The following is a 21,241-nucleotide window of genomic DNA, read 5'->3' as shown; positions in this document are numbered from 1 at the left end:
CATAATAATGATTATCACACTTTATATTAAGTGACTTTTAATATTTTTTTATGTAGTTATATTAAATAGTGATTGAAATTGGTTTATTTTTTATTGTCAGTAGAACTACAAATCCTAATAGCTAGGCAGTATATAACTGGTATCATTCTCAAAATAAAGTGAGGATAGTGATAATGACTTCACAGTATGCATATTTCACAAAAGTTATATCAAAATAGAATGTTGAGGAGAGTGTTATGGGTCTATTGGTTGATGGTCAATGGCAAGACAAATGGTATGACACAGAGGCGAGCGGTGGACGTTTTGAGCGAGAAGATGCCGGTTTTAGAAATTGGGTCACGGTCGATGGCAGCGCAGGCTCATCAGGTGTTGGCGGTTTTAAAGCCGAAGCTGATCGCTATCATTTATATATCTCGCTTGCATGTCCTTGGGCACATCGTACCATTATTTACCGTCAGCTAAAGCGTTTGCAAGACCTGATTTCGCTGTCAGTGGTGCATCCATTTATGGGCGATAAGGGCTGGACGTTTGCAGAGGGCGAGGGCGTGATTGCTGATCCTATTGTAAATGCTAATTACTTATATGAGATTTATACGGCGGCAAAGCCTGACTATACAGGACGGGTGACGGTGCCCGTATTATGGGACAAAAAAACCAATACCATCGTCAGTAATGAGTCCTCTGAGATCATTCGTATGTTTAACTCAGCTTTTGATGAGGTTGGGGCACTAGCAGGTAATTTTTTACCAACCGAGTTATTAGCAGAAATTAATGCAGTTAATGAGCTCGTTTATTCTACGGTCAATAATGGCGTTTATAAAGCAGGATTTTCGACCACACAAGAGGCTTATGAAGAAGCGGTGACGGAGCTATTCGATGTATTAGAGACGCTAGAGGCACGTTTGACAGACCAGCGTTATTTGCTAGGTAATACGATTACTGAGGCGGATTGGCGCTTGTTTACTACGCTGGTGCGTTTTGATGCGGTATATGTCGGACACTTTAAATGTAATATTCGCCGTATTGTTGATTATCCCAATCTTTGGGGTTATTTGCGTGATTTATATCAAGTGCGAGGTATTGCAGAGACGGTAAGCATCGAGCATATTAAGCAGCATTATTATACTAGCCATGCCAATATCAATCCCACGCGTATCATTCCTATTGGTCCAGTGCTTGATTTTAATGAGCCACACGAGCGTACACGTTTATAAGTTCTATTGAGGTATTAAAATAAGACCAATAAAAAATCGCGCCAGCTGATTGATCACAGTTGGCGCGATGAATTGACGGTATAAATAAAAAGCTGCTTAATTTATATTACGCATTATTCAATTGACGAGCGGCTTCTAGCGCAAAATACGTCAAAATTCCATCAGCACCTGCACGGCGGAAACCAATCAACGATTCTAAAATAACCGCATCGGTTAGCCAGCCGTTCTGAATCGCAGCCATATGCATCGCATATTCGCCAGACACTTGATAAGCAAAGGTCGGTACGCCAAAGGTGTTTTTAACTTCACGAATCAGATCTAAATACGGCTGACCCGGCTTAATCATCACCATGTCTGCACCCTCGGCTATGTCCATCGCCACTTCGTGCAACGCTTCAGCACGATTACCGAAATCCATCTGGTACTGTTTCTTGTGTCCACCTTTTAGGTTGCCAGCACTGCCGACTGCATCACGGAACGGGCCATAGTATGCAGAAGCATATTTGGCAGAGTAAGCCATAATAGCGGTATTCACAAAGCCTTCGGCTTCAAAGGCGTCACGCATGGCCTTGATACGGCCATCCATCATATCACTAGGCGAGATGATATCAGCACCAGCGCGAGCGTGTACCAATGCTTGCTTGACCAATACTTCGACCGTTTCATCATTAATCACATAGCCTGAATCATCCAGCAGTCCATCTTGACCGTGCGAAGTATAAGGATCTAACGCCACATCGGTCATTACTACCATTTCAGGCACAGCATCTTTGATCGCTTTTACGGTACGAGCAGTAAGGGCATTTTCATCATAAGCTGATTTACCGTCGGGTGTTTTTAAGGAATTATCAATAACAGGGAAGATGTCGATGGTAGTGACGCCCTCGCTTAATAATTCTTTGGCATAGTTGATCAGTAGGTCAATCGATAAGCGCTCGACGCCTGGCATACTAGCGATTGCTTCGCGCTTATTTTTGCCTTCTAAGACGAAGACAGGGGCGATAAAGTGCTTAGGATGCAGCTCAACTTCACGAATCATCGCGCGTACGTTATCGTTGTAGCGTAGTCGACGTAGACGAGTTTCAGGGAATTGACGGTTAAAGGTATAAGTCATGATTTGTCCTCATTAGATTTTAGTCATTGTTATTTATCAGCTTGATTAAATAAGCTGTTTTGAAGCATATGTTTTTTTATATCACGGACATTAATAAGTGGATAAAAGTATGTGTAAGCTAATTTCCCTACTATAACTAAAAGCGCCTTAAAAAAGCAAAAAGCCCTACCAAGTCGGTAGGGCTTTTTGTACTTATCGACTATCAATGTGAAGGAAATCACCTCACACTATTTATCAGTATTTAAGGCTCAACGATCTGCGTGACCGGTACTTGCTCAACACTGGTTTCGTTATACGTCGTCTGTTTGGTAACGACTCCTACGGCAGCATCTTTTTTGCCATCATTATTGACGTCAACGACAGCGGTCGGCTCAAAGGTAGCCGTTTCCGATGGTTGCGCTTGTTTAATGGCGTTTGCTTCTTGTGCAGAAGCAACCCGCGCTGAGCTAGCCGCATCGATAGCATTCGCCGCTTTTGCTTTATTACTATTGGCCGGTAGATTCACTAGTTGCACTAAGTTTTTATGCGGTACAGGAATCTCCGTTGGTACATCCAAATTAGCACCGCCACCCAGCACTTGGTATAGCTCGACTTGGCTCACAATTTTTTGTAGCTCTAAATCCAAAATACCTTGCTGCGTTGAGAACAATGAACGCTGTGCATCTAACACATCTAGATAGTTGGCAATACCTGCTTTAAAGCGTGCATCTGCTATCTGGAATGTTTGTTCAAAGTTATCTTGTAGACGGTATTGTGCTTCGAGCTGCTCACCCAGCGTGGCTCGTGTCGCGAGTACGTCTGACACTTCACGGAATGCGGTTTGGATCGATTTCTCGTAGCCTGTGAGCGTTTGTTCACGCTCAATTTTAGCCACATCGTAATTGGCGTCTAAGCGACCAGCGTCAAAGATAGGCACGCTAATGCTTGGGCCAAACGACCAACCGACAGCGCCGCTTTTGAATAAGTCATCTAAACTGCCGCTACTAACCCCAATGCTACTTGCTAAGCTGATAGACGGGAAATAAGACGCTCGTGCCACTTCGATATTGGCTCCAGCGGCTTTTAGGTTGTATTCTGCTTGCAGTACATCTGGGCGATAACGTAGCAACTCACTTGGTAAGCCTGCACTAAATATCTGCTGGCTAGTGATGTTGCTGACTGCTGGTGTTGGAATTAGATTGGTTGGAATCGGTCCACCCACCAAGAACTGTAAGGCGTTACGTGATTTTAAAATGCTGCTTTGTGCCCGTAGGACAGCAAGTTTGGCATTTTCTAATGACGCACTGGCTTGCAAAGATGGCAGCTTCGGATCAATGCCTGCTTCAAAGCGTTTATCAGCGATAAACAGGGACTTTTCACGACTCTCAACCGTCGCTTCTGCCAGCTTTAACTGCGCTAAGCTATAGCTCAAGTTGGCATAGCTCTGAGCGATATTACTAATCAAGCTGATTTGGGTCGAATCTTTGGCCGCTGTAGTGGCTAAGAAATTCTGTAGCGCTTGATCTTTTAAGCTAGCAATTTTGCCCCAAAAGTCCAACTCGTAATTAGCCAACCCTAGGTTGACGTTATAACTACTATTGGGGTTTTTGTCGGTTCTATTTTGTGCTTGACGCGTGTATCCACCATTACCATTAATCGCTGGTAGATCATTAAGATCGGTAATTTGATACTGTGCGCGTGCTTTCTCGATTGCTAAACGAGCACTTTCAAAATCTTTGTTGTTCTCTAACCCTAAAGCAATCAAGCCCTTTAAACGCTCATCGCTATAAAAATTCTGCCAGCGTTGACCCGCAATACTTGCTTGATCAGCGCTACTAACCGTTTCTTTATCGAATGCCCCATAGGTTTGTTCGATAGGGATATTTGGCTCAGCAAGCACAGGGCGCATATCTGCTTTTGGAATCGTGTTACAAGCAGCCATGCTCATCGCTAAAACGGTCAAGCCGATTAGGCGACCAGCATTTCTGCGCATATGTGAGCCCGCTGGTTGCGCAGTGATAGCAATGTTTGCTACCGCTGCTGAGTTGGTGTTATATGTTTTCTGAACACTCATTGTGTATTGTCTCCAAAGCTTGCAGGCTGATAATTCTCAGAAGGCGTTGGGTTTTTCGGGTCAGGCGTACTATTATCATCATCTTTATCGTTTGGTTTATTATTCTCGTATTTGTACGGGAACATACTACGTACCCAAATATAAAACATGGGAATAAAGAAGATACCTAACAATGTCGCGGTCACGACGCCACCTAGTACACTGGTACCGATGGCATTTTGACTGCCTGAACCAGGACCTGTGGCGATAAATAATGGCACAACACCCAGTCCAAAGGCAAGCGAGGTCATGATAATCGGGCGCAAACGTTGACGCGCGGCTGTCATGACGGCTTCTCTCAGACTATAGCCTTCCTCTTGGTGCTCTTTTGCAAACTCAATGATCAAGATAGCATTTTTAGCGGATAGACCAACGACTGTGAGTAGACCTACCTGCAAATAAATATCGTTATTAAAGCCACGTAGCCAAGTAAAGATGACTGCACCTAATACCCCAAGTGGAATGACCAATAGCACAGAGAAGGGGATAGACCAGCTTTCATACAAGGCTGCTAGACATAAGAATACCACCAAGATTGAAAGCGCGTATAGCATCGGCGCTTGAGCACCTGACTTTTGCTCTTCAAGTGACATACCCGTCCACTCATAGCCCACACCTTCGGGCAGATTCTCCATCATTGCTTCCATTGAACTCATCGCTTCACCCGTACTTAGACCGGGTGCAGCACTACCTTGAATATTCATCGATGGTAAGCTGTTATAACGGGTCAGACGCGGTGAGCCAGATTGCCATTCGCTGCTAGAAAACGCATCAAATGAAATCATTTCACCTACATCGTTGCGTACATACCATTTAGCAATATCTTCAGGGTTAGTGCGGCTGCTTGGTTCACCTTGAACAAAGACGCGTTTAATACGCCCGCGATCGACGAAGTCATTAATATAACTTGAGCCCCAAGCGGTAGAAATAACGCTATTAATACTAGCAAGTGATAAGCCATAAGCAGCGGCCTGCTCTTGATTAATATTCACTTTTAACTGCGGTGCATCTTCTTGACCATTTGGACGAACGCCTGCGACTTTGTCGTTTTGCGCAGCCATGCCAAGCAGCATATTACGTGCTTCGAGTAGACCCTCATGTCCAAGGTTACCGGTGTCTTGAATCATTAAGTCAAAACCACTGGCGTTACCAAGTTCGGTAATGGCTGGCGGTACAATCGCAAATACTTGTGCTTCATTTAGTTGGGTAAAGAAGTAACCTATGGCGCGATCAGCGACAGCCTGTGCAGTGTTTTCTTCACCGGGACGATCAGCCCAATCCGATAAACGTACAAAGGCCAGTCCCATATTCTGCCCTTGTCCTGCAAAACTGAAACCTGCGATCGTAAAGACTGAAGCGATATTATCGCCTTCTTGGGTACTGTAATAATCACTGACTTTATCGAGCACTTCTTGCGTTTCATCAAGCGTCGCACCAGCAGGTAACTGAACCAAGGTAAACATAATACCTTGATCTTCTTCTGGTAAGAACGAGCCGGGAATACGTAAGAATACCACTGCCATAATACCGATAATGGCAGCATAAAGAATTAAGTATAGCCACTTCAAGCGGAAACTTTTGCCAACTAAATTCTCGTAACTACGACTGACTTTATAAAACGAGCGGTTAAACCAACCAAAGAAGCCTTTTTGCTCTTCTGTATTGCCTTTATCATGGCTCTTGCTACGCTTGAGTAAGGTCACACAAAGGGCAGGGGTAAAGATAAGCGCTACTAAGGCTGATAGCACCATACTGGTAATCAAGGTGATAGAGAACTGACGATAAATCACACCTGTTGAGCCACCGAAGAATGCCATCGGTACGAATACGGCAGATAGAATCAGCGCAATACCAATAACGATTTTACTAATCTCGCCCATCGATTGTACGGTAGCATCCTTAATAGAGATATCAGGATCTTCTTCCAAGATACGCTCGACGTTTTCGACGACGACGATCGCATCATCGACCAACAGACCGATGGATAGTACCATGGCAAACATGGTCAAGACGTTAATACTAAAACCAGCGATGTAAAGTACAGCGAAGGTGCCAAGTAGTACGACAGGTACGGCAAGAGTAGGAATGATGGTCGCACGCCAGTTCTGTAAGAAAACGAACATGACGATAAATACGAGAACAATTGCCTCAAGCAGTGTCATAACCACTTGTTCGATAGACAAGCGCACAAATGGTGTGGTGTCATAAGGGATAACGGATGTTAGACCTGCTGGGAAGTTTGCTTCCAGCTCAGCCATACGAGCCCCAACAGCTTCACGAGTTTCCAGTGCGTTTGCACCACCCGCCAATGAAATACCAAGACCAGCTGCTTCTTTACCATTGTATAGCGACACTACGCCGTAGTCTGCACTACCAATCTCAACCTCTGCCACATCACCTAAACGCACTTTTGCGCCAGCAGTATCGGTTTTTAATAGAATGTTTTTAAATTCATCAGGCGTTTGTAGGTAGCTTTGAACCGTGACAGTCGCATTGATAACCTGTTGACTGGTATCAGCAGGTGCTTGACCTAGCTGACCGGCAGATACTTGGGCATTTTGTGCACGTACTGCCTCAACCACATCAGCTGGCACCATGTTATAGCTACGTAAGCGCGCCGGATCTAACCAAATGCGCATGGCATAAGCAGAACCAAAAACTTGTACTTCACCAACACCTTCCACACGGCTTAACTGGTCAACAACGTTTGAGTTGACATAATCGGCGATATCCGCACGATCCATACTGCCATCTTCAGAAATAAAACCTTGCACCATCAAAAAGCTGCTAGAGGATTTATTAACGTTGACGCCTTGACGCTGTACCGACTCAGGTAGTGAGCTCATGGCGGCTTGGAGTTTGTTCTGTACCTGTACCTGTGCAGTATCAGAATCTGTACCATTTTCGAAAGTGAGCGTAATGGATGCAGCACCATTCGAGGAGCTCGATGACGACATATACATCAGACCATCAAGACCCTTCATGCGTTGCTCAATAATCTGAACGACTGAATCTTCAACCGTCTGAGCATTAGCACCAGGATAGCTTGCGCTGACTGAAATCGTCGGTGGTGCAATACGTGGATACTGCTCAATCGGTAAGTTAATGACCGATATCACCCCGATGAGCATGACTAAAATAGCCATAACCCATGCAAAAATAGGGCGATTAATAAAAAAACGTGACATAGTATATTCCTAGTCTTCCTATCTTTGAATGGAATTAGTTAGCGGTAGACTCTGCTGGTTTCTGAGCAGTGGCATCTTTGCTAGCTGGCTTATCCATCGCTTTAGCAGCTTGCGGCGGCGTCTGGGCATTAGGGGCACCTTCTTTAGCTGGTGCTGGGTTTGGATTCTCTAATGGCTTAACGACTACCTCTTGTTCAGGCTTAACTTTTGAGCCGCCGATAACAACTATCTTGTCCCCTGCTTGTAAGCCGTCAGTGACAACCCACTGGCCTTTATAAGTGCCATTAATAGTGACAGGACGTACTTGGATTTTATTATTTTCATCAACGATGTAAACTTGCGTCTCACTTTTTGGTGTACGCATTACGGCGCTTTGCGGTACCAATGCAGCATTGGTAATCACGCTCTGTGTCAAACGCGCCGTCACATACATACCAGGCAGCAAGATATTATTGCTGTTGGGGAAAATAGCACGCAAGGTCACAGCGCCTGTTGATTCATCAACCTTTGCTTCAGATAAAGCAAGCTTGCCGCGTGCTGGGTAGACTGAGCCATCTTCTAATACCAACTCAACCGAGTTCATTCCTGCTTGTGCTTTGCCTTCAGCGATTTGCTGACGCAGTTTTAATAGCTCAGAGGATGATTGACTGATATCAACATAGATAGGATCTAAGCGTGAGATAGTCACCAGCGGATCAGCTTGACCTGCGCTGACCAAAGTACCAGCGGTGACACTAGAGCGGTCAGTACGACCTGACAGCGGGGCACGTACGATGGTACGGTTAAGATCTAGGTTACTAGCATCTAAACCCGCTTGAGCAGTCTGAATGCCTGCTTTTGCACTTTCGATGCCTGCTTGTGTCTGTCCAACAGCGGCGGCCGCACTTTGTACCGCTGCTTGTGCAGTACGTACTTGTGTTTGTGCTTGCTCATACTGCTGCTTTGAGATGGCGTCGATGCTGACCAAGCCTTGTAAGCGCTGTAAATCATTTTGCGCTTGTGCCAATGATGCCTGACGGCTGGCTAGCTCGGCTTTTGCATTGGCATTATTTGCTTGTGCTGTCTGGTAATTTGCTTGTGCTTGTTGCACAGCTGCCTGACCACTGGTGACAGAAGAAGCGTAGTTATCAGTATTGATACGATAAAGTGGCTGGCCTTTTTTGACGTTGCCGCCTTCACGGAACAATACTTCGTCAATAACGCCATTAACTTGTGGGCGGACGTCGGCAGTCTGATAAGCCGTGGTACGTCCAGAAAAAGTCTGTACTTGGGGTACAGTATCGAGCGTGACAGTCTGGACGTTAACAACCGCAGGCGGCATCTGCTGCTGTGCGGCATCTGCGCCAGCGGCGTCCTCGTTTTTGTCACAGCCAATCAGTACAGCTCCAGATAGTACAGATGCTATTACAAGCGCAAGAGTAGAGTGCTTCATCAATGTCCTCGGCAATAGGTATAAAATAAGTAATGACAGTATAAAAAGTTTATCAATAAATCTAAGCGTATTGAATATAAAAATGAGTGTTGATTCTAATGATCTTTACTTTCTCGGCTAAATTTGTTCTTAATAATATGAATTTAGCCAAACATCACTATTAGAACCTCTAATAGCGATATAAGTATCAAGTATCGGTGTAAGAATCTTAAGCATCAAAGCTGTAGCCAAACCACAACCTTGATTAGTAAAGTTAACGAGTAATTATAAACTATCGGGATAACCCCACAGTCAAGTAGTTGAGCGCAGGATTTATGGTTAGAAATCGTAATATCAGCTTTTGTGAATGCATTAAATGCTGTCATGGCAAGCGCCATCTTCATTAACAGCTAATATACAGTCATACAATGGTCAGTGAGAAATAATTGTAAACTTTTGTGAAAATAGCATAACCATATAGATTGTAAGGTCTTTAATGAGTGATAAATAAGGTTTGCCAACAAAACAAAAACTTTAGCAACTATTAACTGTGACCATTAACACAATTACTCATTAATGGTCTTTACCAACAGCTAATGGCTGCTAGCCGCAAGTATTGACAGCTGTTATGACGATACTGACTACAGCAAGCGTGCGCTAGCCAATTCAGTCAATTGATATAAGCCTGTGCGATAACGATTGTCAGGTAGCGTACTCAATGCTTGTTGCGCCAGCTTGGTTTCTTCCCAAGCTCGCTGCTTACAGTAATCTAATGATCCTGAGCGGCGCACTAACTCAATAAGCTGCTCAGCGTTCGGTGTCTTTCCAGTTTGTACAGCGACACGCAACTGCTCATAGCCTTCGATGTCGCTGTCTTTGAGCAGCTCAAGCGCTTTGATGGTTGGCAGGGTTGGCTTGCCTTCAGCGAGGTCGTCTCCTAGGTTTTTGCCCATTACCTCACTATCACCACTATAGTCGAGTACATCATCGATAATTTGAAAAGCATTGCCAAAGTGCTGACCAAAATCGCCTAAAGCCTGCATATGCTCTATTCTGTCTTGTAGAATTGCAGCGCCTTGAGTCGCCATCATAAACAGACGCGAGGTTTTACCATCAATAATGCGCAAGTAATCCTCTTCTGTCGCAGCAGGGTTATGCTGATGCTGGAGCTGTAATACTTCGCCTTCAGCGATATCGCAGGTGCCATCTGAGAATACTTGCAACAGTGGTAAGCTTTGGAAGCCAACTAATAAATTAAAGGCGCGAGCTATCAGATAGTCACCGACCAGTACCGCGGTGGCATTATCCCATGTGGCATTAGCAGTCGGCTTACCACGGCGCTGTCCTGACTCATCAATCACATCATCATGAACCAAGGTCGCTGTATGCAACATTTCAGTAATAGCGGCTAGATGCATGGCTTTTTCTGAGGGCTTGTCCTCAAACATGCGTGCACATAACAAGGTAATCAGCGGGCGCATACGTTTGCCACCAGCATTGATTACATGCTGCGAGACGCTCATTACCAGCTGAACTTTGGAATTAAGACTACCAAATACTTGCTTGTCCATAATCTCAAAATCATCCGCCACGATACTTTGAATATCCGCATAATTAGGCGTTGATTGAGTCATTGAATCTGTTTTATGTGAAGGGATGCTGGTCATAATAAATAGTCATATTAATAAGAATAAAGAGAATTTTTTATAGCCTTAGTTTTATAGATAGGTAAGGCATTATTTTCTATAATAGCATAGCTATGCCTTTAGATTGTGGGTTAAAAAGTGCCTAAAACATCGTGCCTATCTTTTAAATAAGATTTACTATATATAGAAATTGACATGAAAGCTGTAAAAATTGGCTGAAATTTCACTAGAATTAATGGTCATTTATCGGCGATATTTAAGGTCATCTAAGAGATGTATAAAAGGCTGTAAGTCGCTGATTATATAAGTTATAATAGCCGCTATTATTATATAGTGTTTTTTTGTTGGGGTAGCATCTTAGATGCGCTCCTAATCAGCAGTAGATATAATAAAAAGTGAGGTGGTTATTCGTGTAACTGCCTTACAAAAACCAGTCAAACAAGTGAGATAGACGGCTTGCTTTTATGAGCAAAAAGCCGTAAAATCTTGCCTTTAATTTTTCCCTGTCGTGTTCGTCGTAAAAGCGTTGGTATAACATCAGCCACGGCACACGGGTTAAACGGAGTCATACAATGTACGCAGTAATCAAAACTGGTGGTAAACAGCACCGTGTAGTTGTCGATGAGTTGCTTAAAGTTGAACTACTAAAAGCAGAAACTGGCGCAACAATTAAATTCGAAGATGTATTGATGATTGTTGACGGCGAAACTGTCAAAATCGGTCAGCCTATCGTTGAAGGTGCTAGCGTTGAAGTTGAAGTGGTTGAACATGGTCGCGGCGAAAAAATCCGTATCGTTAAGCACAACCGTCGTAAGCATTATCACAAAGAGCAAGGTCACCGCCAATGGTATACCTTGTTAAAAATCAAAGCTATTAATGCCTAATTATCCACTTAGCAATTACTGCTAAATAGTGCACTAAATGCTTAAGAGTTATCGCATCAGCGATAAGTCAAATTAACAAGGAGATTTTCCCATGGCACATAAGAAAGCTGCCGGTTCAAGCCGTAATGGTCGTGATTCAAACCCAAAAATGCTAGGCGTTAAAATCTTTGGTGGCCAAGCTATCACAGCTGGTAACATCATCGTTCGTCAACGTGGTACAGAATTCCACGCAGGCGAAGGCGTTGGCATGGGTCGTGATCATACTTTATTTGCACTGAATGACGGTGTGGTAAAGTTTGCGACCAAAGGTAAGTTCAACCGTCGTTATGTAATGGTTGAAAGCGCATAATTGCCCATCTAGGTTGTTTTAGTCAAAGACTAAAATAATCCGATGACTAAAAAGCCTCTATTACCGTTTGGTAGTAGGGGCTTTTTTTTAGCCATTTTTAGCCCGTTTAGATATGATCAATTGAATTGAGGACATGCCCTAGTAAATAACGTTAGGAAATAATGAATAGTCAAAAAACTCACCATCCATGCGGTTTATTATTGTGTAGCCACTTATGATCACAAAAGTGCTCAAGAGAGTAGTTACAAGCGTGTATGGCAGCGGTAGTAAAGATTGCAAATCATGACTAGGCGTGTAATAAAAAAACTGGCACACTGTTGTCATTGTTTATGAGCCGCCGTTTTATGGTGGCTAGATAAACATTTATGGAAAACAAAAATTTTAATAAGATGTCTTATTTTAAAGCGACAATTTTTAAGCGATTATGCATTTTTAGAGAGGATTTATGATGACTTTATTAACCAACAAAACAACTTTAAAACAAAAAATGATGAACGGTGCTTTAGCTGGTGTATTAATGACATCGCTTGGTGTTGCAGCCCCGATGATGGTATTGACACAATCAGCTACTGCTGCACCAGCTGATAATTTGACCGCTGCCAAACGTTTAAACAAGCTGCTGACAAATACCAAAAGCATGACGGCTAACTTTAGCCAAACGACCAAAGGTGCCAACAGTGGTACTTTTACGGGTACGATGAGTGTACAACGCCCCAATAATTTCCGCTGGGAAACCAAGTCGCCATCACAGCAACTGATCGTCGCTAATGGTAACTCCATGTGGGTTTATGACAAGGATTTAGAGCAAGCGACCAAGCAAAACGTTGACAGCCAAGTTGGTAATACGCCAGCACTGCTGTTATCAGGCGACCCAAGCCAAATTGACAAGAATTTCAAAATTACCCAGCCATATGACAATAAAAATTACTACGTGCTTTATCCAAAATCAGACAGTGCTAGCTTTAAGAGCTTGTCAATGAGTTTTAGCGGTGGTAAGCCAGTAATGATGGTGCTAAATGATAGCCTTGGTCAAACCACTTCCATCAAATTTAGTGGTATCAAACTGAACCCAAGCATTAGTAGCAGTCAGTTTAAGTTTACGCCACCAAAAGGCGTTGATGTTATTAATCAATAACAGGCCGTTATCAAGAGCCAATTATTAATGGCTAATCAAAGACTTTATTGATTAAATAAAAAAGACAGATCCTATGCGGTCTGTCTTTTTTTTGAATGAAGATTCTCTGGAAAATACTGCTAAATCTCTTCTATACTATGTTTTAAATGCTTAACGCTCTAAAGGCTTAAGACATCGCTTTGATGGCGCTCATATCTGGCATCGGTGGTAACTTGCTCAACTCACTCAGTCCAAAGGCATCTAAAAATTGTGGCGTGGTATGTAGCAATGCTGGGCGACCCAAGGTTTCTTTGTAACCTTTCTCTTCAATCCAGCCTTTATCAAAAAGCTGGCGCAATATATTGCTGGATAGCGTCACACCGCGCACGTGCTCTATGTCGCTACGAGTCACTGGCTGCTTGTAAGCAATCACACTAAGCGTCTCAAGTAAGGCTTGGCTCAGGCGTTCTTGGCGCTGCGGGAAGACGCGTTGAATTAAAGCACTATAGTTATTCGCGATTTGCAGTCGATAACCGCTAGCAGTTTCGTGCAAGCTTAGCACGCCCATATCTAAGCGTTGTCTTAGTAGCGCCAAAGCCTGTGTTAGCTCTTTAGCCGTTAAGGACAGGTGTTTTCTTAAGACAGTGGCGGTGAGGGGCGCTTCTGACGCATGTAATAGCACTTCGATATGCTTGCTTAAGTCTTCTAGATGCTGTCGCTGCTCTTCGGTCAATGACAGTAAAGCGGTCGATAATGAGGATGGTTTGTCATGATCTTGCTTGGTATTGTCAGTATCTGTCATTAGAAAGCGACTCTTTTTAAATGATAATGTGTATCGATATTTATAGGAATAGATAGGTGAATAATAACTATGCCAACCACTGTAACGTTAAGGGTTTAATATGACGGTCTTCAGCATCATTATTGTCAGTAGTAGGATGACTTTCTAAATCAGTATTTATAATACCAACCAACTGTCGTTTTATCAGCTCTAGTATGGCGACGAAGCTGACAACCACACCTATTTTACCTTGTGTTTTATCTAGTAGCTCATAAAAAGAGCGCTCGCCATCCGTACTGAGCTGTCGGCTAATACTGGCAATACGATCAGCAAGGGGAACAGCATCGACTTTGATGGTATGCATTTGATAATCGGGCTGCAGTTGCATTTTAAATAGGCTGTCAATCAAAAGGTTTGGCGAATAGCTAGGTAGTTCCGCATTCATGGCGTCTTGACCGGGCATACTGACCATGGCTAAAAACACATCACGCTCAAGACGTACCAGATTATCTAAGCGTTGACTGGCTACTTTGATTTGCGCATATTCTTCAAGGCGCTCAATCAGTTCTGCTTTTGGATCACGCTCATCGCTCGGAGTTTCAGGCTTGGGCAGCAATAGCTCGGTTTTAATGGCAATCAACGTGGACGCCATCAACAGATAATCGCCTGCCAATTCAAAATGCTCGGTATCTAATTCGCTGATGTAAGCCAAATACTGCTCCGTTATGGGTAGTATAGGCATTTGGGTCAGATCAACGTTATTTTTTTTGACCAGATATAGCAAGAAATCTAATGGTCCGGCAAACTGCTCAAGCCAAATGGCAAAGGCTTGCGGCGGCACATAGAGATCTTCTGGTAGATGTTGTACGGATGTCTGGTAAATGCGTAAAGACATATCATTAATAACTGAGCCGTCGTGTGCGCGCTTAGTATCTAAAGAATCAGAGGCTTGAGGCACAGTTAGAAGAAGAGCGGCTTTTGGTAAAGCCGCTTGTTCATTTTTTAGCTCAGTCTGCACGCTTAGCATCCATCTTGGTTAACATAATCAAATGATTATTTAAGTTTGGCAAGTGGACGGATACCAATGGCACGACGAGTCTTGTCTAGTTGCTTACGGCTATGACGACGGGCTTTTTCTGCCCCCATTTGTAAGATTTCTTCTAGCTCTTTTGGGTTAGCCATAAGATGCTCATAACGCGCGCGGAAGGGTGCTATTTCCGTATTTATTTTCTCAAACAGGGCTTGCTTGGCATCGCCCCAGCCAATACCAGCAGCAAACTGCGCGCGCATATCAGCAATTTCTGTAGGAGTAGCAAAGGCTTTGTAAATCTCAAAAATAGCCGAATCGTCAGGATCTTTTGGCTCAGCAGGTAATTGTGAGTTGGTCACAATTTTCATGATGGCTTTATGCATCTGCTTTTCGGCGCTAACTTGTGGATTAGAATCACCAAATAGCGGAATGGTATTGCCATAGCTCTTACTCATCTTGCGACCATCCAAACCCGTTAGTAATGGGGTATCGTCATCTACAACGGCAGATGGTAAGGTAAAGAGCGTTTTATAGCGATGATTAAAGGTACCAGCAATATCACGTGCCATTTCAACATGCTGAATTTGGTCGCGACCGACAGGTACATGTGTGGCATTAAACATCAAGATATCTGCTGCCATGAGTACAGGGTAGCCAAACAATCCCATATTAATACCTTGATCAGGATCGACGTCTTCTTTTTTCATATTAATATCAACAGCTGCTTTATAAGCATGAGCACGATTCATTAAACCTTTGGCACATGAGCAGTTCAAAATCCAAGCAAGCTCTGGTATTTCCGGCACATCTGATTGACGGTAAAAAGTGACGCGCTCAGGATCAAGTCCACAGGCAAGCCAAGTCGCTGCAATGGCTTTGGTCGATTCGTGAATAATAGCAGGATCATAACAACCGATAATGCCATGGTAATCTGCTAAAAAAAAGAATGCTTCGTCATCACTGTTTTGGATAGACTGAATGGCTGGACGAATCGCGCCAACGTAATTTCCTAAATGCAAGGTACCCGTCGGTTTGATGCCCGTCAAAATGCGCTTGGCTTGCGTTGAGTGATCAGGAGCTTGGTTGTCAGAACTTTGGTTATCAGAAGTATGAGTGTTATTCATGGTAAATCCATTATTTGGTTCATCAAGGTTTTATTTATAAAAGTTTTGTTTTTCAATTTATTATAAATTCATTGTTATTTATATGTAGGTAATATAAGAAATATAAGCTGCAAAGTATAGCAAATTTTCTGACGATTTTTCGTAGCAATACACGCTTACTTATAGATATCAGTACGACCATCAGGACCGTTTTTGAAGCGACGATGGAACCACATCCACTGAGTGGGATCAATACGAATCAATCCCTCTAGCAACTCATTGACTCGCGTCGCATCAGCCAATTCATCGTTACTTGGATAGTTTTGAATTTCTGGGGTAATCGTTAGATGATAGTGCGGGCGTTTGCCTCTGGGTAAACTGTCTGGTGTCTGCCGGTAAGTATGCAGCGCCATTAATGCGGGTGGATGTGCCTTGTCGCCTAACTTTGCCATGCGCCGTGATGCTGTAATAGTCGCTGCTTGCACACCAAAGAATGGTGCCATAACGCCTTGTTTTAGTCCATAATCTTGGTCAGGTGAGTACCAAATCACATGACCAGCTTTAATTGACTCAACAAAACTGCGCATGTCACGACTGGCTATTTGCTTGCTCAGAATACTGGCACGACCATTGTAAACAAACCAATCAAGTAGCGCGTTATTCTGCGGTCGATACATCCCATCCATCGGAAAAAATTGCGTACAGAGCATGCCGCCCAGATCAAGCATCGTATAATGAGCGCCCAGTAAAATGACAGGACGACCCTCATTCTGTGCATTGACAACGTGCTGTAATCCCGAAATTGAAACGGTACGAGTAAAAACATTTGGACGATACCAAGCACATAAAGTTTCAAACACACCAATGCCCTGATTGACAAAAACTTGTTTTGCCATCAATTCGCGCTCGACGTCTGGTTTTTCTGGAAAAGCCAGTTTCAAGTTGATAAGCGTATCACGCCGACGTGAGCCTGCTATTTTATAGATAAATATGCCCAGCTGACGTCCCAGCCAAAACTGCCAACGTAGCGGCAAATATATGATGGGTAAGATTATTGCTGCCAATAGCCAAATGCCCCAATATTTAGGCAACAAAAACTGCCATTGAAAAGGCTTTTTTTCTATGGGTGCTGTGCGCTTATGATTTTGGGTAATCGTTGGCATGCCGGCAGGTATCGTTGGGGACTTAGCAGGCTGCTGCGTACTTGACGGTAGTAGGCTGCTTTTGGTAGGTGGTTTGCTGGGGTCGTATTGTTCAGGCGCTTTCATAAAATTGTTACTAATAATGAAAAGTTATCATCATGATGGGGTAGTCAGCATTGCTTTGCAAGGTGAGTGACGCACAAAATCACGAGCAAATGCAAAAGTCATCAGCCATAAAAAAACCTTATAAGCTGCGGACAGCTTATAAGGTTTTGCAAATCTACTCTTTTCTTTAATATTGTGACTGTCGCTCTGAGATAAAGACAACAGCCGCAAAAAGATAAGAGATAGCTTTGATTAACGTTTCGAGAATTGTGGACGTTTACGTGCTTTACGTAGACCCAATTTCTTACGTTCAACTTGACGTGAGTCACGAGTAACAAAGCCAGCTGCTTTTAGTGCAGGTTTGTTGGCTTCGTTTAGCTCAATCAATGCACGCGTGATGCCGTGACGGATTGCGCCAGCTTGACCACTAATACCGCCACCTTTTACAGTAATGTAAAGGTCATAAGCAGTAGGTGAGTCAAGTAATTCTAGAGGCTGACGAACAACCATACGTGAAGTTTCACGGCTAAAATACTCATCAAGTGGCTTACCGTTAACAACGATGCTACCAGTACCTTTAGCTAAAAAGACACGAGCAGTAGACGTCTTGCGGCGACCAGTTCCGTAATTGCGTTCCATAAGTATATCCTTAGATGTCTAGTTCTTTAGGTTGCTGTGCAGTATGTGGATGTTCAGTACCCGCATATAGCTTCAGCTTCTTGATCATCGCATAGCCAAGAGGGCCCTTTGGAAGCATACCCTTAACTGCTTTGTGTAGAACATCTTCAGGCTTATGTGCAAGCAACTTACTGAAGTTGGTTTCCTTGATACCACCTGGGTAGCCACTGTGACGATAGTATTTTTTATCTTGCGCTTTTTTACCCGTTACCGTGATTTTATCAGCATTGATGACAACAATGAAGTCACCAGTGTCAACGTGCGGCGTAAAAGAAGGCTTATGCTTGCCACGTAAGCGACTAGCGATTTGAGTGGCTAAGCGACCAAGGGTTTTGCCGTCAGCATCTACGACATACCAGTCATGGGTCACTTCAGCTGGTTTTGCACTAAGTGTTTTCATGATAAAACCTTAAAATTAGAATTCGTTGAGAGTTTAGCTGGGAACGGGGCTCTCAAAAAACAGACTGCACATTATAAGCAGTAGTGCCTACGCTTGCAAGCTGCATTGGGGTTTATTTTCGCCTTATATACATTAAACTGCAGCGTTGGCCAGTTTTTAGCGGTTCTAAACATTGGTAAAATTTGTTAACGGCTTTCATTAACCCGACAATTATGACGATGATAAACGATAAAGTCCAGCAACAACTTGTCCAACCTTGGTCTGTTTCACACATTCAAAGCGGATTATTTGCTGAATAGTACCTGATTGGATATCTGGATTTTTATTAAGCGTCTCTTCCAGTTGCTTCAGTTGGCTCTCTAAATCTTTATCCGCTTCTAGATAAATCAGGGTTTCACTATCAATTAACGACTGGGTAATCAGTGCTATTAAAATAGGTTGCCACAGATCTTGAGCATACGGTGGATCGATGAATACAATATTGAAAGGGCGCGGAACAATCTGTTCTTGCATCAATACTCTTTCTGCGGTGCCTTGGATAATTTGATGGGTATCAGCGCTCAGATGCAACTGTTCAGCACTTTGACGCAGCATATTATTTTGCGCAGGATTTATTTCGATAAAGGTGGCGTGCGCGGCACCACGAGACAGTGCTTCAAAACCTAAGACACCGCTACCAGCACAGCTATCAAGCACATAAGCGCCATGAATATCAGGAAGTAGCCAGCTAAACAGCGTCTCTCGCAAGCGATCTGGGGTAGGACGTAGACCCTCTGCGTCGATAAAACGTACAACACGGCGTTTAAACTGACCACCAATGATCCGCACGTCGCCCGCAGCTATATTTTTGCTCTTATGATTGTTCCTATGCTCGCGGCTTCTTATAGATTTTTTCATAATATTTATATTTACCGTATCTCGTTTAGCGTACTTTTACTCAGAGGTCGTGGTGGCTGTGGCTGCTTCCACCTCTGCCTTTTCTTCTAGCGCTTTTTCTTCTTTTTCACGCTGGGCATCACGCATCAATTTTTCAAAAGCTTTTTGGCGCTTGATGACTTTTAATTGGTCAGCCGTTGGTGGCAAGATAGGGTCGTTTTTGCGCTGTAATATCCAGTAGTCAAATAGTGCGCGACCGATAGGTGCTGCAACCACACTACCACCGCCACCGTTTTCAACCAGTACTGCAAGCGCAATCTCAGGATTTTCTACGGGTGCAAAACCATTGAACCACGCGTGATCCCAGTGACGTTTGTCTATGGCAGATTTATCATAGCGTTTGCCTTGCGCAATGGACTTGACTTGCGCAGTACCCGTTTTGCCCGCAATACGATAGCGAGGCGTATAAATCCCACGTCCGGTACCTGCCTTGACGGTTTCTTCCATCGCATCGTGCATACGTAGCCAGTCAGACGGTTTGCCGTTATATTCGATTTTACCATCGGGTTTGGTGATTACGTTAACTTGTGCTGCACCATCGCTACTTTTTAGTAGATGCGGAGTAATGTGATAGCCTTTGTTCGCTGTCATGGCGGTTGCATTGGCAATCTGTAATGGTGTGGCTAAGAAATAACCCTGCCCGATACTGACTGAGATGGTTTCACCCGGTAACCAGCCTTTATCATAGGTGTCTTTTTTCCATTTTGGTGACGGCATAATTCCTGATTTTTCATTGGGCAAATCAATACCTGTTGGTTCACCAAATCCAAAACGTGCCATCCAATCATGTAGGCGCTGAATACCCATCTCATAAGCCAATTTATAATAATAGGTATCCACTGACATCACGATAGATTTTTTGAGATCTACCGTACCGTGACCACCGCGCTTCCAATCACGGAATCGATGTGAGTCTCCTGGTAAGCTAAAGTAACCGGGATCATAGATAGTGGTTTCCCAATTGCGCAGCCCATAATGAATGCCGCCTAAGCCTTCAAAAGGTTTAATCGTAGAGCCGGGTGGGTATGTCCCTTGTAGCGCACGATTATAGAGCGGCTGATCCAGATCTTCACGCAGATTGCCATAATCCTTAAAGGAGATGCCTGAGATAAAAGGGTTGGGGTCATAGCTTGGATTACTGACAAACGCCAATACATCGCCATTTTTTGGATCGATTGCCACGATAGCGCCGCGACGACCGTCTAGCTGCTGCTGGGCGACTTGTTGTAAGCCATAATCTAAGCTCAGCGTAATGTCATTACCAGCTACGGGTGGTTTAGTGTCTAATTGACGCAAAATATTGCCAAGAGCATCGGTTTCTACCGACTGATAACCCGGTTGCCCTAGCAATATATCCTCGTAATAATCTTCGATACCGATTTTACCGATAAGGTCAGTGCCAGCGTAGCGATCTTTGTCAATGCGTTTGGTTTCTTTATCATTGATACGCCCAACATAGCCGATGACGTGTGCAAATAGCTCGTCATAAGGGTATGAACGTGTCAGCTTGCTTTGAATGGTCACACCGCGAAAAAAGGGTTTGCGCTCACTAAACTGCGCCAATTGGGCATCGGTTAAGTCAATTTTGATGGTCACAGGATCGTTTTTGCTTTTACTCAGTCGCGCTAAAATATCGGTAATATTCTCATCTGTTAGCTCAAAAATAGGCGCAAGCAAATTTAGCGTACGCTCTGGATTTTCGACTTCATCAGGGCTTAACATGGCCGTAAATACGGGCTGGTTGTCTGCCAGTATGATCCCATTGCGATCATAAATATAGCCGCGGCTGGGCGGTGCAGAGATCAGCTTAATACGGTTATTGTCTGCTTGCGTCGTATACTTATCGTGCGCATAGACTTGCAGGTAACCATAACGCACGATCAAGCCGCTCAATCCAATGAATATCAGAATTCCAAGGATAATAATACGACTGGTGAAAACACGATTGACCTGTTCAGTATTGGGAGTTAGCGGTTTATTCATAGAAAGTAAGAGCCCAAACGGTCAGTGAGTCAATAAAAGAGAGTAAAAGGGCAGGGTCGTTCACCAAAGTG

Annotated in this window: 17 protein-coding genes; 4 read left to right on the top strand and 13 right to left on the bottom strand. The window is 43.7% G+C overall.

What is annotated here, in order from left to right; all coding sequences use genetic code 11:
- Positions 1-236: 236 nt before the first annotated feature.
- Complete coding sequence (locus JMX95_RS04980; RefSeq protein WP_193008336.1) at positions 237-1,214, top strand: glutathione S-transferase family protein; 978 nt, start codon at positions 237-239, stop codon at positions 1,212-1,214.
- Positions 1,215-1,320: 106 nt separating this feature from the next.
- Here the strand turns inward: JMX95_RS04980 and hemB are convergent, their stop codons facing one another.
- From hemB to JMX95_RS04955, 5 genes are all read right to left on the bottom strand, one after another.
- Positions 1,321-2,328, bottom strand: coding sequence for a porphobilinogen synthase (hemB, locus tag JMX95_RS04975; RefSeq protein WP_109589282.1), 1,008 nt, complete (start codon positions 2,326-2,328; stop codon positions 1,321-1,323).
- 241 nt (positions 2,329-2,569) lie between these two features.
- Positions 2,570-4,381, bottom strand: a complete 1,812-nt coding sequence (locus JMX95_RS04970) for an efflux transporter outer membrane subunit (RefSeq protein WP_193008335.1) — start codon at positions 4,379-4,381, stop codon at positions 2,570-2,572.
- A complete protein-coding gene (locus JMX95_RS04965; protein WP_201560163.1) occupies positions 4,378-7,608 on the bottom strand; it encodes an efflux RND transporter permease subunit in 3,231 nt (1,076 codons plus the stop codon). The genes JMX95_RS04970 and JMX95_RS04965 overlap by 4 nt, the downstream gene beginning before the upstream one ends.
- Before the next feature lie 34 nt (positions 7,609-7,642).
- The gene (locus JMX95_RS04960) at positions 7,643-9,040 is read right to left on the bottom strand and encodes an efflux RND transporter periplasmic adaptor subunit (protein ID WP_045447023.1); all 1,398 of its coding nucleotides are present in this window, start codon (positions 9,038-9,040) and stop codon (positions 7,643-7,645) included.
- 620 nt (positions 9,041-9,660) lie between these two features.
- Positions 9,661-10,686, bottom strand: a complete 1,026-nt coding sequence (locus tag JMX95_RS04955) for a polyprenyl synthetase family protein (protein WP_227675969.1) — start codon at positions 10,684-10,686, stop codon at positions 9,661-9,663.
- Positions 10,687-11,237: 551 nt separating this feature from the next.
- Here JMX95_RS04955 and rplU point away from each other — a divergent pair.
- The 3 genes from rplU (at position 11,238) to lolA (ending at position 13,033) form a co-directional block, all read left to right on the top strand.
- Positions 11,238-11,549 carry a 50S ribosomal protein L21 gene (gene rplU, locus JMX95_RS04950; RefSeq protein WP_010199185.1) on the top strand — a complete coding sequence of 104 codons (312 nt, stop codon included), beginning with the start codon at positions 11,238-11,240 and terminating at the stop codon, positions 11,547-11,549.
- 91 nt (positions 11,550-11,640) lie between these two features.
- On the top strand, positions 11,641-11,898 hold the full coding sequence (rpmA, locus tag JMX95_RS04945; RefSeq protein ID WP_055123782.1) for a 50S ribosomal protein L27: 258 nt from the start codon (positions 11,641-11,643) through the stop codon (positions 11,896-11,898).
- 448 nt (positions 11,899-12,346) lie between these two features.
- Positions 12,347-13,033, top strand: coding sequence for an outer membrane lipoprotein chaperone LolA (lolA, locus tag JMX95_RS04940; RefSeq protein WP_201560178.1), 687 nt, complete (start codon positions 12,347-12,349; stop codon positions 13,031-13,033).
- 166 nt (positions 13,034-13,199) lie between these two features.
- Here the strand turns inward: lolA and scpB are convergent, their stop codons facing one another.
- The 8 genes from scpB to mrdA form a co-directional block, all read right to left on the bottom strand.
- The gene (gene scpB, locus JMX95_RS04935; protein WP_413786818.1) at positions 13,200-13,745 is read right to left on the bottom strand and encodes an SMC-Scp complex subunit ScpB; all 546 of its coding nucleotides are present in this window, start codon (positions 13,743-13,745) and stop codon (positions 13,200-13,202) included.
- Between the two features lie 136 nt (positions 13,746-13,881).
- On the bottom strand, positions 13,882-14,688 hold the full coding sequence (locus JMX95_RS04930) for a segregation and condensation protein A (RefSeq protein WP_201560177.1): 807 nt from the start codon (positions 14,686-14,688) through the stop codon (positions 13,882-13,884).
- 158 nt (positions 14,689-14,846) lie between these two features.
- Positions 14,847-15,947, bottom strand: a complete 1,101-nt coding sequence (locus tag JMX95_RS04925) for a tryptophan--tRNA ligase (RefSeq protein WP_201560161.1) — start codon at positions 15,945-15,947, stop codon at positions 14,847-14,849.
- A gap of 155 nt (positions 15,948-16,102) precedes the next feature.
- On the bottom strand, positions 16,103-17,194 hold the full coding sequence (locus JMX95_RS04920; protein WP_201560160.1) for a lipid A biosynthesis acyltransferase: 1,092 nt from the start codon (positions 17,192-17,194) through the stop codon (positions 16,103-16,105).
- A 231-nt stretch (positions 17,195-17,425) separates the two neighbouring features.
- Entirely contained in the window at positions 17,426-17,812 is a 387-nt protein-coding gene (gene rpsI, locus JMX95_RS04915) for a 30S ribosomal protein S9 (RefSeq protein ID WP_045451158.1), read from the bottom strand.
- A gap of 10 nt (positions 17,813-17,822) precedes the next feature.
- Positions 17,823-18,251: a 50S ribosomal protein L13 gene (gene rplM, locus JMX95_RS04910; protein ID WP_045447009.1), complete on the bottom strand. Its 429-nt coding sequence runs from the start codon at positions 18,249-18,251 to the stop codon at positions 17,823-17,825.
- Positions 18,252-18,461: 210 nt separating this feature from the next.
- Positions 18,462-19,148: a 16S rRNA (guanine(966)-N(2))-methyltransferase RsmD gene (gene rsmD / locus JMX95_RS04905; RefSeq protein ID WP_201560159.1), complete on the bottom strand. Its 687-nt coding sequence runs from the start codon at positions 19,146-19,148 to the stop codon at positions 18,462-18,464.
- 36 nt (positions 19,149-19,184) lie between these two features.
- Positions 19,185-21,170 carry a penicillin-binding protein 2 gene (gene mrdA / locus JMX95_RS04900; protein ID WP_087815528.1) on the bottom strand — a complete coding sequence of 662 codons (1,986 nt, stop codon included), beginning with the start codon at positions 21,168-21,170 and terminating at the stop codon, positions 19,185-19,187.
- Between the last annotated feature and the right edge of the window lie 71 nt (positions 21,171-21,241).

Source organism: Psychrobacter sp. NC44, assembly GCF_904846655.1.
GTDB lineage: Bacteria > Pseudomonadota > Gammaproteobacteria > Pseudomonadales > Moraxellaceae > Psychrobacter.
Note: the sequence above shows the minus strand (reverse complement) of the source record. Positions and strands in the feature narration are given on the sequence as shown.